The sequence below is a fragment of the Yersinia enterocolitica genome, assembly GCA_002082245.2.
In the GTDB taxonomy this organism is placed as follows: domain Bacteria; phylum Pseudomonadota; class Gammaproteobacteria; order Enterobacterales; family Enterobacteriaceae; genus Yersinia; species Yersinia enterocolitica_E.
Genome location: NBTC02000002.1, coordinates 1,269,641 through 1,283,587 on the forward strand (window position 1 = coordinate 1,269,641; position 13,947 = coordinate 1,283,587).

Consider the following 13,947-nt stretch of genomic DNA (forward strand, 5'->3'; position numbering starts at 1 on the left):
TAGGTTGATAGAGAGACCTACGGGCTGAATCGACACGCTTAGTGGCGGTTACGCACCAGTTGATAACGGCGCGTTAAATATTCGATGGGTACGCTCCAGATATGTACCAAGCGTGAGAACGGGAATAAAACAAAAAGGGTCAATCCCAAGACAATATGCAACTTGAAAATCAAGGCTACATCTATCAGATAGGCCGATGCTCCGGGGCGGAAAGTCGCAATTGACTGCGCCCAACCGACCAATTTCATCATCTCGCTACCATCCATATGTTGAGCAGAAAACGGAATACTCAGTAGCCCCAAGCTAACTTGTACCACCAGCAATATCAGAATCAGAATATCTACCCGGGTACTGGTTGCCCTGATCCTCGAATTAGTCAAGCGGCGGTGTAGCAGCATGACACCACCGACTAACATCATCAGACCGCAGGCACCGCCAGCAATCATCGCCATTTTTTGTTTTATCTCTATCGGTAAGAACGATTCATACATCCAATGTGGCGTCAGCATACCCAGCACATGGCCGAAGAATATCCCCAGAATACCGATGTGGAATAAATTAGATGCCAGCCATACACCTTTCTTATCTAACATCTGACTGGAACCTGCTCGCCAGCTATATTGCCCATAGTCGTAACGCAACCAACTGCCCACAAAGAAAATCACCATTGCCATGTAAGGATAAATATCAAAAAAGAATTTATTCAAAAAGCTCATAAGATGGCTCCTTTACGGTCCGTCACCACATGGGACTGAACGACTTTTTTGCCCTCTGAGGCAGACTGAATACTGAGATATTGTGGTAGTACGGCATCGGCAAGGTGTTTGGGGGGCATCCCCTGCTGAGCTGATGCACACCCCTGCGTGCCGAGGAATTTCACTTGCTCCTCTTCCCATACCGCATCCAGTGCTTTGGCGGTGTCATCCCGGCTTTCACCCGCCACTTTATCGCCAAGATTTTCACTGCGAATAGCACTGCCAGACAGCACTAACAGCAGATCAAACAACTGGGCATAGTCGCTATCCCGCTGATGTAAACGTGCCCCCAGCAGCGCCAAAATGGGTGCAATATCCTGCAAACCCAAGGTGATATCCTGCACTGGCTGGTTAGCCAGATACTCAAGATAAAGTGGCAGGAAATCAGGCAACTCTTTACAGTCAAGCACTAACCCCGCACGTTGATACTGTGCCATGAGGTCCACCATGGCCTGACCACGATCGCGCGACTCACCATGCACATGTTCAAATAGCAACAGTGAGGTGGCTCGCCCCCGGTCAAATAAGCCACAATAGCTAGCCTGACACTCAAGCAATTCGCTCTGACATAATGTATTGATAAATTGCCTGAGCCGATGAACCTGTTCCGTCGTGAGTTCGTCGGCGCTGTCGAGCGCCTCAACAACTTCTTGCCGGTTTTGCCACAGATCAATATCTGGGTATTCCAGCAAACGTGAAATGATTCTCAAACTAATCATGAATGGCCCCCTGGTCAGTCTTACGTGTGACATCAACGGCATCAATGCGGCGGCTATTGAACAAATTGAAACGACTGTCACTGCCATGGCAACCATCGCCGAAACTGAAGCCGCCCCCCTTACTTTCCGGGAAAGCGTCACGGGCTATTTCACGGTGGCTGGATGGAATGACAAAGCGACCTTCATAATTAGCAATCGCCAGATAGCGGTACATCTCTTGCGCTTGCGCCTCTGTTAGCCCCACGGCCTCCAGTGCACTGAGATCAGTTTTACCCTCAACGGTTTCAGCCCGTTTATAGTGGCGCATTGCCAGCATCCGTTTCAGTGCCATTAATACCGGTTGAGTATCACCAGCAGTCAGTAAGTTGGCTAAATACTGAACCGGGATACGCAGGCTTTCCACATCCGGTAGCACCCCGCGGTGGGGCAGCGCGCCAGAGTCTGCCGCAGACTGAATCGGTGACAACGGCGGGACATACCATACCATCGGCAAGGTCCGGTATTCGGGGTGCAACGGCAGTGCCAATTTCCATTCCACTGCCATTTTGTAAACCGGGGAGCGTTGGGCGGCCTCAATGACACTTAAGGGAATCCCCTGTTTCTGCGCTTCGGCAATCACCAGCGGATCATGGGGATCGAGGAAAATATCCATTTGCCGTTGGTAGAGGTTTTTCTCATCAGTAGTAGCCGCGGCTTGTTCAATGCCATCTGCGTCATACAGTAGTACCCCCAGATAACGAATGCGCCCCACACAGGTTTCTGAACAAACGGTCGGTTCACCGGACTCAATGCGTGGATAGCAGAAAATACACTTCTCCGACTTGCCGCTTTTCCAGTTGAAATAGATTTTTTTATACGGGCAACCGGTCAGACACATACGCCAGCCCCGGCATTTATCCTGATCAATCAGCACAATACCGTCTTCAGCCCGTTTATAAATTGCCCCACTGGGGCAAGTTGCGACACAGGCGGGGTTAAGGCAGTGTTCACATAAACGTGGCAAATACATCATGAAGGTATGTTCAAATTGCCCATACATCTCTTTCTGAATATGGGCGAAGTTCTGGTCTTTAGATCGCTTAGAAAACTCACCGCCCAGAATCTCTTCCCAGTTAGGGCCGTTCTCGATTTTCTCCATTCGTTGACCGGTAATCAGCGAACGTGGGCGAGCTACCGGCTGATGTTTTCCAGCCGGTGCGTTGTGCAAGTGCTGGTAATCAAAATCGAAGGGTTCGTAATAATCATCTAATGCTGGTACATCAGGGTTAGCAAATATCTTGGCGAGGACCCCGACTCGGCTCCCCATACGGGGGGTCAATTTGCCATTAATCTTGCGGATCCAGCCCCCCTTCCATTTATCCTGATTCTCCCAATCGTGCGGATAACCCAGCCCCGGTTTGCTTTCCACGTTGTTAAACCAGGCATATTCCATACCCTCGCGGCTGGTCCAAACATTTTTGCAGGTTACTGAGCAGGTATGACAGCCAATACATTTGTCCAGATTCAGAACCATGCCGACTTGTGAACGGATTTTCATAGTTTGCCCCCGGTTTTGCTCTGGTTTTGCTGTTCGTCATCCAGCCAATCAATCTTATTCATCTTGCGCACCACCACGAACTCATCGCGATTGGACCCTACCGTGCCGTAGTAGTTAAAGCCGTAGGCTAATTGCGCATATCCGCCAATCATATGGGTTGGTTTTGGACTGATACGGGTGACTGAGTTATGAATACCGCCACGTTGGCCGGTAATTTCAGAACCGGGGATATTAATAATGCGCTCCTGTGCGTGGTACATCATGGTCATGCCTGACGGAATTCGCTGGCTGACGACGGCACGAGCAGTTAATGCGCCATTACTGTTAAACGCCTCAATCCAGTCGTTATCTTCTATCAGCAGATCTTTGGCATCATCTTCACTCAACCAAACGATAGGCCCCCCTCTCGACAGTGTCAGCATCAACAGGTTGTCACTGTAGGTTGAGTGAATGCCCCACTTCTGATGGGGTGTCAGGAAGTTAAGTGCTTTCTCTGGGTTACCGTTCGGCTTCTTATTAAGCAAAGGTTGGGCGGCACGAGTATCTATTGGCGGGCGATAGCACAACAAACTCTCACCAAAAGCACGCATCCATTCATGATCCTGATAAAGTTGTTGCCGGCCTGAAAGGGTGCGCCACGGGATCAACTCATGAACGTTGGTGTAACAAGCATTATAGGAAACATGCTCATCTTCCAAGCCGGACCAGATTGGACTGGAAATGATTTTGCGTGGTTGCGCCTGAATATCGCGAAAACGAATTTTTTCATCTTCTTTATTCAGAGCTAAGTGAGCATGTTGGCGACCGGTAAGTTGTTCCAAAGCCTGCCAGGCTTTTACCGCCACCTGACCGTTGGTTTCAGGGGCCAAGGATAAAATCACCTCTGCGGCATCAATAGCAGTATCAATTCTTGGTCGTCCGGCGGCAGGGCCGTCAGGCTGGGTATGGTTAAGTTTTTTGAGGAAATCAATTTCAGTCTGGGTATTCCAGTTAATCCCTTTGCCGCCATTACCTAATTTATCCAATAGGGGACCCAAGGCAGTAAAGCGAGCATAGGTTGCTGGGTAATCGCGCTCGACCACCACAATGTGCGGCGCGGTTTGGCCCGGTATCAGTTCACATTCACCTTTTTTCCAGTCCTTTACACCATATGGCTGTGCCAGTTCGGCTGGCGAATCATGTTGGATGGGTAAGGTCACTACATCGGTTTCCTGACCTAAATGGCCGACGCAAACTCGAGAGAAGGTTTCGGCAATATCTTTGTAGATATCCCAGTCGCTTTTAGACTCCCAGGCAGGATCTACCGCCGCAGACAGCGGGTGAATAAACGGATGCATATCCGAGGTATTCATGTCGTCTTTTTCGTACCAGGTTGCGGTGGGTAAAATGATGTCTGAATAGAGACACGTACTAGACATGCGGAAATCCAATGTCACGACTAAATCCAGCTTGCCTTCGCCTCCCTGTTCCTGCCATTCAACCTCTTCCGGCATCACCCCACCTTGCTGGCCCAAATCTTTACCCTGAATACCATTTTCCGTACCCAACAAATACTTGAGCATATATTCATGCCCTTTGCCGGAAGAACCCAGTAGGTTGGAACGCCAGACAAACAAGTTTCGCGGGAAGTTTTGTGGATCATCTGGCTGTTCAGCGGCAAATCTCAGTGACCCGTTTTTAAGGCTATCGACGGTATATTCTACCGGTGTTTGACCGGCTTGTTGTGCGCTGGCGGCAAGGGTCAATGGATTGCAATTCAGTTGCGGGGCCGAAGGCAGCCACCCCATACGTTCAGCGCGCACATTAAGATCAATCAGACTTGGGCTAAAGCGCGAACTGTCGGCCAAGGGAGAGAGTAATTGGGTGGTGCTGACGGTCTCATAACGCCACTGACTGGAGTGATTATAGAAAAATGACGTACTGTTCATATGGCGCGGTGGACGTTGCCAATCGAGGCCAAATGCCAAAGGTAACCAGCCGGTTTGTGGTCGCAGTTTTTCCTGCCCCACATAGTGCGCCCAACCGCCGCCACTTTGCCCGACACAGCCGCAGAAAATCAGCATATTAATCAGTGCACGGTAGGTCATATCCATGTGATACCAGTGATTAATACCGGCCCCGACGATAATCATCGAACGGCCATGGGTTTTCTCGGCGTTATCTGCAAATTCACGCGCAATGCGGATAATATCCTGACGTGCAACGCCAGTAATTTTTTCAGCCCAGGCAGGAGTGTAAGCTTTTATATCGTCATAATTGCTGGCGCAGTTGTCATCAGCCAAACCACGATCCAGGCCATAGTTTGCCATCATCAGGTCATAAACACTGGTCACCAGTGCTTCACTGCCATCGGCTAATGGCAACCGTTTTACTGGCAACTTGTGTTGCAGTATTTCCTCTAGCGCAACACTTTGAAAATTCTCACTGATTTCGCCACCAAAGTAGGGAAATCCGACATTAACAATAGCATCATGTTGACCCAATAAACTGAGTTGTAATGAGACTTCCTGCTGCGTTTTGCCCTCGCGCTGCTCAAGGTTCCATTTACCCTTTTCACCCCAGCGATAACCGATAGACCCTTGCGGCGCTACCAACTGCCCGCTGTTAGCGTCAATGGCAATGGTCTTCCATTCTGGGTTATTCTCCTCTCCCAGATTATCCACCAGATCGGCGGCGCGCAGTAACCGCCCGGCGGCATAATCGCCGCTATGACGAGGTTCAAGTAATACCAGCATCGGCATGTCGGTGTACTGACGCATGTATTCAACAAAGTAGCTGCTTTGTCGTTGTAGATGGAATTCATTGAGGATCACATGCCCCATTGCCATAGCCATGGCACTGTCTGTTCCTTGTTTCGGATTCAGCCATTGGTCACACAGTTTAGCGACCTCTGCATAATCCGGCGTCACCGCTACAGTTTTGGTCCCTTTGTAACGGACTTCGGTAAAGAAGTGGGCGTCGGGTGTACGGGTCTGCGGAACATTTGAACCCCAGGCAATAATGTAGGATGAGTTGTACCAGTCAGCGGATTCTGGCACGTCAGTTTGCTCACCCCAGGTCATCGGTGATGCCGGAGGCAAATCGCAATACCAGTCATAGAAACTGAGGCAAACGCCGCCTATCAGTGATAGATAGCGCGCGCCCGCCGCGTAGGAAACCATCGACATCGCTGGAATCGGTGAAAAACCGATAATCCGATCCGGCCCATACTGTTTGGCGGTATAGACGTTAGCGGCGGCAATCAGTTCATTCACTTCCTGCCAGGTCGAACGGACAAAGCCCCCCCGGCCACGAGCCTGTTTATAATCCTTTGATTGTACGCTATCGCCAACAATTGAAGCCCATGCCTCCACCGGATCACTGTGCAGCACTTTGGCAGCACGCCACAATTGCAACAGATGCTTGCGCATCATCGGGTACTTCAGCCGATTAGCACTGTACAAATACCAGGAATAGCTGGCCCCACGAGGGCAACCACGGGGTTCATGATTAGGTAAATCCGGGCGGGTACGCGGGTAGTCAGTTTGCTGGGTTTCCCAAGTGACCAACCCATTTTTGACATAAATCTTCCAGCTACATGAACCCGTACAATTCACACCATGAGTTGAACGTACCACTTTGTCATGCTGCCAGCGGCTACGATAGCCATCTTCCCAATCACGATTGGTGTCCAGTGTCTGGCCATGGCCTTGTGCAAAAGGCTCGGCAAGTTGTTTAAAATAACGAAATCGGTCAAGAAATTTGCTCATCGGGAGACCTCCTGATTGGGGACATAACGGCCCTGTTTATTTTTATAAGTGGATTAACATTGCTCAATGTTGCTTATTTATCGGACCGTACCGGTCAACGTGGTTTTTTGGTCGCCATACCCGCGTTAAGCTTGCGCCCGTAGACAAACCAGGTGATCAATACGCAAACCACATAAAAAACCACGAATAGCTTCATCGCGCCGGCCGGTGAACCGGTTAGGGCCAGCGACGTACCAAAGGATTTAGGAATAAAGAAACCGCCGATAGCGCCAATGGCTGAGATGAAACCCAGTGCCGCCGCTGACTCTCTGACGGCATCATGCTGCGCTTGTTCATCACTCCCCCCCGCGAGGGTCACTCGATCGACAGTTAACTTGCGAAAGATCACCGCAATCATCTGAAACGTTGATCCACTGCCCAGTCCCGCCGTCAGAAACAGCAGCATGAATACGCCAAAAAAGGCAAAGAAGGAGCCATTAACATTGGTTCCCGGTAAGGTGAGGAAGAGTAATGCCGCAAATATTGCCATCAGGATAAAATTGACGAAGGTGACGCGAATGCCGCCAAAGCGATCAGAGAGCGCACCGCCCATTGGACGAGCCAGTGCGCCCAATAGCGGGCCGAAGAAAGCGTAATGCAGGATGACAACATCAGGAAATTGTGTTTTTGCCAACATGGCAAATCCGGCTGAGAAACCGATAAATGAACCAAAAGTTGCCAGATATAACACCGCCAAAATCCACAAATGGCCACGTTTCAGGACCGGTAATTGCTGGATAATCGACGCTTTTGCAGCAGACAAGTCATTCATACCAAACCAGGCCGCCACACTGAATATCAGCAAAAAGGGGATCCAGATATAGGCTGCGTTTTGCAACCAGAGCTGGCTACCATCCGCTTGTGGATAGCCACTGCCCATAAAGGCACTGAACACCCCAACCGAAATAGCCATAGGGGCGATAAGTTGCATCACACTGACGCCAAGATTCCCCAATCCCCCATTGAGGCCCAGCGCCCCCCCCTGCTTGGCTTTCGGGAAGAAAAAACTGATATTAGCCATGCTAGAGGCAAAGTTCGCACCGGCAAAACCACACAACAATGAAATCAATACAAATGTTCCATACTGGGTGGTGCTGTCCTGTACCGCGATACCTAACCAGAGGCAGGGGATAACCAGAAACAATGTGCTAATAGCCGTCCAGCGACGACCACCAAAGACCGGTATGACAAACGAGTATGGAACACGTAACAGTGCCCCCGATACTGAGGGTAATGCTGTCAGCATGAACAGTTGATCGGTGGTGAAGTTAAAGCCCACTTTATTCAGATTCACTGCGACCGCACTAAACAGCATCCAGACACAGAAACTCAGTAACAATGCTGGTACTGAAATCCACAAATTTCGCCGGGCAACACTATGCCCTACCTGTTGCCAGAACTGTGGATCTTCCGGGTACCACTGCGGTATTGATTGACCACCGGCTAACTTTGCCGGGATAGCGGAAGATGATGAGTTAGTTAATGGTGTCGGAGAGTGCGACATAAAAACCTCAGTCAGGGTGACCACAAACGGGAAGTAATGCGTCACCCTAGGCACCAGAGGCTATTTCAAAGTTGATTTACATCAAGAGGATGTGAAGTTAACTTTTAGCTAACAATACCCATACATCATTTGTGGGTAGTAGGTTTACTGGCAAAAAAGAGCCTCTTTTCATTTAGTTGCCGATGTGAATGTTTTCTTGAAACCGAGTAATACACCCGTTGACTATTAGGGGGTACTCCCTATTGGTTATGGGGTAATAGTCAAGGATGAGGAAGAATATCGATCAACCCTTCCGTTCGAGGTATTTACCCTCTCAGCTACAGGAACTATTCATGAGTGAACAAGACGCCGCGACCATCCTGTTGATTGATGACCACCCGATGCTAAGGCACGGTATTAAGCAATTAATCAGCATGGCACCTGGGTTATCCATCGCAGGTGAGGCCAGCAACGGTGCTCAAGGTATTATTCTCGCCACCAATCTTGATCCTGATTTGATCATGCTGGATTTAAACATGCCGGGCATGAATGGATTGGAAACACTGGATAGATTGCGTCAGCAGCCACTATCCGGGCGAATTGTAGTGTTTACCGTTTCTGACCATCAGGATGATGTCATCAGTGCCTTAAAACGCGGGGCCGATGGTTATCTGCTAAAAGATATGGACCCTGAAGATTTGCTGGTCTCATTGTATGATGCAGCAGCAGGACAAATGGTTCTCAGCGACGCATTGATGTCGATACTGGCAATCAACCTCCGCGAGAATCGGTCTGATAATGAGCGCGATATTAACACCCTCACCCCACGTGAACGCGACATATTGAAGCTGATCGCTAAAGGGTTACCGAATAAAACCATTGCCCGGAAATTGCTGATTGCAGAGAGCACCGTTAAAGTTCATGTCAAACATCTGTTGAAAAAAATGAAGCTGAAATCGCGGGTTGAAGCCGCAGTATGGGTATTACAAGAGAAAATACTATAGCTTGCTAAGCAGAAAATCACGTAACACTACCGCCTGATTCTGTTGCGTGTCGCGACTGCCATACAGCAACGTAATTGGCTGTTGTTTCAGTACGTCTAGTAAAGGTTGCCAGGCCGTTGAGCTATCAAGCTGGGCCTGATAACGCACCACAAACTCTGGCCAATCTAAACATTGATGAAACCATTTTCGTAATGCATTTTCCGGCGCCACTTCTTTTAACCATACCACCCCTAACAGCCGGGTTTTGCTAATGCCTCGCGGCCACAGCCGATCAGTCAGAAAGGTATTGGCTTGATATGGCGGCTGAACATCGTAAACACGCGCTAAAGTGATGCGATTTCCCATTGTTGTACTCCTCCTTTGTGCGGTATATGCACCATGTTAGCAACCCTATCAACAAGAGTCTGTCGCCCAACCACAGATTTTATTCATTCGGTTAGTCTCATTAATAACCTCAAAGCTGGCATGCCATGGTTCAGCGCTTATTTCTCAACCACTCTTCGCGACTGATTTCCCATATTTCCGTCTGGAAATGCCCACTAACGTAGTCTCGCTCCTGCGTTGCAACCAAACGCATACCATTTTTACGTGATATGGCGGCTGACGCCTTATTCGGTGCGGCCTTTGTCACTCGTAAATAAGGCTGGTCCAATTGTGTAAACCAGAAGTGAGTGACTGCATCACTGGCTTCCGTTATTAACCCCTGCCCTTGCCACACAGGGCTTAACCAAAAGCCACGGTGATCGTCTGTATCACAGGCCAAATTAATAACACCAATCAAGGTCTCTGGTGAAACCTTCGGCCTGATTGACCAGAAAAAACGGCTACCACATTGCATCTTAGGTAATGCAATATCACGGACAAAGGTCAGGGCACCATCGGCTGGGTAAGGCCAAGGTACGGCAGAAGCATCTAAATACTTCACCACTTCCCATACCGGAAATTTTAGCTGTATCTGGTCAGCATCCTGTAGGGTTAAAGGTATTAATAGCAAACGATCCGTCAGTAATGGTTCCATCAAATAGTCCCTTTACAAGGCAGCCTCTAAAGCATCAATATCGTGAAACGCGAGAGTCACGAAAACAGAAAATACCACTGGTGGTTATAGCTCGACAACTGTACTCATTTATAGCAAAGTTTAATCACCACAACCATACGGATAAATGCCATGATAATTATTTCTTCATAAATACGAACATGTTATATTCATTTCAATTAAATATTTGGTGAAGAAAATGACTACTGTACCGCTTAATACCACCCGGCAGATGAAACAAAAAAATATTATGTTGGTTGCAAGCACATTAAAATCGCTGTCATCCGCAACCAAAGGCGATATATCTGCTCAAACTGGATTAAGCTTGGCAACATGTGGCACCATTTTGAATGAATTATGTTCAAAGGGCGAAATCATTGAAGAATCTATTGATGAATCACGTGGTGGCCGGCCAGCAAAGCGCTATATATACAACTCAAATTACTTTAGCATATTAAGTATTTATATTGAAGGGAGCGATACCTCCGGCGTTATATCGTCATCCCTAAGGTCTGCAGATGGCAAAATCATTGTTGAGTACGATAAAATATATTCTGATTTAACTGAAGATATGTTGCTCGCGCAAACTCAAGAATTTTCAGATAAATACAATAATATCAAAGCAATAGGGCTAGGATTGCCCGGTGTCATTGTGGATGGAAAAATACTTACTTGCGATATTACCCGCCTGGAGGGATTGGCAATCACTGAATTATTAAGTAACCGATTCGGTATTTTTGTTCAGGCGGGGAATGACATGAATTATACCGCATTTGGTTTTTATCGTAATCACTGCCGTAATATAAATGAACCTATCGCCTATATTTTTATGCCACCAAGACATTGTGCCGGCTGTGGCATTGTTATTTCAGGTAAAATGCTACGTGGTGCAAGTCAATTTGCAGGTGAAGTGTCGCAACTGCCATTTTATGACAATCTAGGGACTAATATAAATTCTCACCATGAACTGGTGCAACAACGACTTATTTATATTACTTCATCGTTGATCGCCATGATTAACCCTGCAACCATAGCCATCTCAGGAGAACATATCAGTCAAAATTGCATTGCAGAATTATCTGCTCAATTACTCAAAAAATTTGATTGCAAACACATACCCCATTTTGTCTATCGCGACAACATTAAATACGATTATCACAATGGAATATCAGAATACACTCTTGATGCCTATAATAATTTTCGAGTATTTGAGATCTAGTATTCAGCGGTATCTATGATGAGAAAATTTTTCTAGAGCCCCCTCTCCCACCTTCAGGCTATCCTAACCGTCGTATGCCCTTTTCTCTAGTCGGCAAACCACCTTGATAGGCAAAAATGTTCTTGACAAGCCAGGTACCCACTGTATATTTCACAACTTAACATAAGTCTTTTATAAAGTGACTGTACTTATTACTTGCTCGCTGCCACTTACCAGAGAAAGGTGCTTAAATGTCTAGCCATGTCGTCGACTACCCTCTGGATACACCGGCTACACGCACATCTACGCGCTCTATCTTCTTTGTCGCTGGATTTGCTATGGGCCTTTGGGCATCGTTGGTGCCCTATGCACAGAATAGACTTCATTTTGATGCAGGCTCTTTGGGGATGTTATTACTTTGCTTGGGAACAGGCTCCCTACTGGCAATGCTATTCTCTGGCAAACTGATTGGCCGCTTCGGCTGTAGAAGAATAATACTATTAGGTATCGTTGTTAGCGCTGTTTTCCTGCCCACATTGGCAATTATTGATCAGTTCCCTTTGATGGCACTATGTCTGTTCTTTTTTGGCGCAGGCATTGGTTTAGTCGACGTTGCGGTTAATGTCCAAGGCTCTCTGGTTGAACAATCCTCGGATAAACCACTGATGTCAGGTTTCCACTGTTTATTCAGCATTGGTTCAATTGCGGGTGCTGGCGGCGGTGCAATATTATTTACTCTTGGCTTAATGCCCCTCCCCGTAACGCTGATTGCCGTCGTGATAATGGCTATAATTACCTCAGTCGTTTTCAAGGAATTAATCCCTTTTGGCGATCATAAAGAACCTAATCAACAGCCAAAAATAAAACCACGCCCAAACTTCAGGCTCATATTAATGGCACTTATGTGCATGATTTGTTTTATGGCGGAAGGTGCAGTATTAGATTGGAGTGGCGTATTTCTAACCAATGACCGTGGCCTTGACATAGCACATGCCGGTTGGGGGTTTGCTATTTTCGGTGGCACCATGTCTGTAATGCGTTTCACTGGTGATAAAGTTGTCAGTATTTTGGGACGCAAGCATGTACTGATTTTTAGCAGTATCATCGCCATGACCGGCTATGCCATTGCCGTCATAATACCTGACTGGAAATTTACGTTATTTGGCTTTGCACTGGTAGGAATAGGTGCAGCTAATATTGTTCCGGTACTTATCACGCTGGCTGGCCAGGAAAGTGTAATGCCCGTGAACATGTCGGTAGCCATGGTCGCAACGCTGGGTTATTTCGGTATTTTAGGGGGGCCGGCACTGATCGGTTTTATTGCACATATAACTGACCTCTACACTGCATTCACAGTGGTTGCCCTGACATTTATTGTCATAGCAGTTGGGGCATTCAAACTGAAATATTCCAGTGACTAAACATTTATCTACCGATAAATAAAGCCGGTGGATAGTGGGTCAATCTGTTTTTTGAAGATAAAAGTGTGACTGAGTATGGTAATTTTACCTGCTAGCAAAATTATGCTAGCTTTTTTTTAGGTATACTATGCCGAGATATTCTCTATCAAACCAAGATGTTAAAGAGGGAAATTGTATGAGCATTAAAATCATTGCTGTTGATATGGATGGAACCTTTCTCAATGATCAGATGAGTTTTGATAGGGAACGGTTTATTACACAATATTCACAACTAAAAGAAAATGGAATAAAATTTGTTGTTGCCAGTGGTAATCAATATTATCAGCTAATTTCATTCTTCCCTGAGATTGCCAATGAAATCGCTTTTGTTGCTGAAAATGGGGCTTATGTCAGTAACAAGAATACTGAAATTTTCTGCGGTTCAATCTCTGATGAAGATTGTAATAAAGTGCTAAAAACATTACTACCAATACCCTATCTTGATGTCATTGTTTGTGGCAAAAATGGCGCTTACATGTTGAGCTCTTCAGATAATTATTTCTACACTACAATGAGTAAATACTACCATCGCCTTAAAATTATCGATAACTTCGATCAAGTAACAGAGTCTGCATTCAAATTTGCGATAAGTTTACCCAATGAGAAACTGGTAGACTTTATGAAATTTATCGAGCAAGAACTCGCAGATATAGTGACCCCGGTATCAAGTGGACATGGTTCTGTAGACCTTATAATACCCGGAATTCATAAAGCCCATGGTATTAAACTACTCCAAAAAATGTGGGATGTAACTGATCAACAAGTCGTAACTTTTGGCGATGGTGGCAATGATATTGAAATGTTACAGTACGCCGGCTTTGGTTATGCCATGGCAAATGCTCCAGACAACATTAAGAATGTAGCAAAGTATCAGGCCGAATCAAATAACGACTCTGGCGTATTAAATATAATTGATAAAATTCTAAAGAAAGAACATCCTTTCACATAGACATATTTAATAACAAAA

11 protein-coding genes are annotated in these 13,947 nt (G+C 46.8%); 4 read left to right on the forward strand and 7 right to left on the reverse strand.

All coding sequences use genetic code 11. The features are described 5' to 3' along the window. Positions 1-38: 38 nt before the first annotated feature. From narI to A6J66_007190, 5 genes are all read right to left on the reverse strand, one after another. Positions 39-716 (reverse strand): respiratory nitrate reductase subunit gamma, encoded by a 678-nt coding sequence (gene narI, locus A6J66_007170; protein PNM24003.1) that lies wholly within the window; start codon positions 714-716, stop codon positions 39-41. After that, the gene (narJ, locus tag A6J66_007175) at positions 713-1,474 is read right to left on the reverse strand and encodes a nitrate reductase molybdenum cofactor assembly chaperone (GenBank protein PNM24004.1); all 762 of its coding nucleotides are present in this window, start codon (positions 1,472-1,474) and stop codon (positions 713-715) included. The genes narI and narJ overlap by 4 nt, the downstream gene beginning before the upstream one ends. Continuing rightward, positions 1,467-3,011 carry a nitrate reductase subunit beta gene (gene narH, locus A6J66_007180; GenBank protein ID PNM24005.1) on the reverse strand — a complete coding sequence of 515 codons (1,545 nt, stop codon included), beginning with the start codon at positions 3,009-3,011 and terminating at the stop codon, positions 1,467-1,469. Before narH ends, narJ begins: the two co-directional genes overlap by 8 nt. Then, positions 3,008-6,760 (reverse strand): nitrate reductase subunit alpha, encoded by a 3,753-nt coding sequence (locus A6J66_007185; GenBank protein ID PNM24006.1) that lies wholly within the window; start codon positions 6,758-6,760, stop codon positions 3,008-3,010. The genes narH and A6J66_007185 overlap by 4 nt, the downstream gene beginning before the upstream one ends. A gap of 94 nt (positions 6,761-6,854) precedes the next feature. Next, complete coding sequence (locus A6J66_007190) at positions 6,855-8,258, reverse strand: nitrate/nitrite transporter (protein ID PNM26920.1); 1,404 nt, start codon at positions 8,256-8,258, stop codon at positions 6,855-6,857. 377 nt (positions 8,259-8,635) lie between these two features. On the opposite strand from A6J66_007190, the gene A6J66_007195 reads away from it, so the two are divergent. Next, entirely contained in the window at positions 8,636-9,286 is a 651-nt protein-coding gene (locus A6J66_007195; GenBank protein PNM24007.1) for a two-component system response regulator NarL, read from the forward strand. Here the strand turns inward: A6J66_007195 and A6J66_007200 are convergent. Next, the gene (locus tag A6J66_007200) at positions 9,281-9,631 is read right to left on the reverse strand and encodes a DUF488 domain-containing protein (GenBank protein PNM24008.1); all 351 of its coding nucleotides are present in this window, start codon (positions 9,629-9,631) and stop codon (positions 9,281-9,283) included. The genes A6J66_007195 and A6J66_007200 overlap by 6 nt on opposite strands. Before the next feature lie 130 nt (positions 9,632-9,761). Further along, entirely contained in the window at positions 9,762-10,304 is a 543-nt protein-coding gene (locus A6J66_007205) for an N-acetyltransferase (GenBank protein PNM24009.1), read from the reverse strand. A 217-nt stretch (positions 10,305-10,521) separates the two neighbouring features. Between A6J66_007205 and A6J66_007210 the strand changes: the two genes are divergently transcribed. From A6J66_007210 to A6J66_007220, 3 genes are all read left to right on the forward strand, one after another. Then, on the forward strand, positions 10,522-11,541 hold the full coding sequence (locus A6J66_007210; protein PNM24010.1) for an ROK family protein: 1,020 nt from the start codon (positions 10,522-10,524) through the stop codon (positions 11,539-11,541). A gap of 230 nt (positions 11,542-11,771) precedes the next feature. Next, a complete protein-coding gene (locus tag A6J66_007215; protein PNM24011.1) occupies positions 11,772-12,941 on the forward strand; it encodes an MFS transporter in 1,170 nt (389 codons plus the stop codon). A gap of 175 nt (positions 12,942-13,116) precedes the next feature. Continuing rightward, positions 13,117-13,929, forward strand: a complete 813-nt coding sequence (locus tag A6J66_007220) for an HAD family hydrolase (protein PNM24012.1) — start codon at positions 13,117-13,119, stop codon at positions 13,927-13,929. The last annotated feature ends 18 nt before the right edge of the window (positions 13,930-13,947 follow it).

Bases quoted from the DNA above. Each gene is read 5' to 3' on its own strand.
- narI (PNM24003.1), bottom strand. From the start codon at position 716: ATGAGCTTTTTGAATAAATTCTTTTTTGATATTTATCCTTACATGGCA.
- narJ (PNM24004.1), bottom strand. From the start codon at position 1,474: ATGATTAGTTTGAGAATCATTTCACGTTTGCTGGAATACCCAGATATT.
- narH (PNM24005.1), bottom strand. From the start codon at position 3,011: ATGAAAATCCGTTCACAAGTCGGCATGGTTCTGAATCTGGACAAATGT.
- A6J66_007185 (PNM24006.1), bottom strand. From the start codon at position 6,760: ATGAGCAAATTTCTTGACCGATTTCGTTATTTTAAACAACTTGCCGAG.
- A6J66_007195 (PNM24007.1), top strand. From the start codon at position 8,636: ATGAGTGAACAAGACGCCGCGACCATCCTGTTGATTGATGACCACCCG.
- A6J66_007200 (PNM24008.1), bottom strand. From the start codon at position 9,631: ATGGGAAATCGCATCACTTTAGCGCGTGTTTACGATGTTCAGCCGCCA.
- A6J66_007205 (PNM24009.1), bottom strand. From the start codon at position 10,304: ATGGAACCATTACTGACGGATCGTTTGCTATTAATACCTTTAACCCTA.
- A6J66_007210 (PNM24010.1), top strand. From the start codon at position 10,522: ATGACTACTGTACCGCTTAATACCACCCGGCAGATGAAACAAAAAAAT.
- A6J66_007215 (PNM24011.1), top strand. From the start codon at position 11,772: ATGTCTAGCCATGTCGTCGACTACCCTCTGGATACACCGGCTACACGC.
- A6J66_007220 (PNM24012.1), top strand. From the start codon at position 13,117: ATGAGCATTAAAATCATTGCTGTTGATATGGATGGAACCTTTCTCAAT.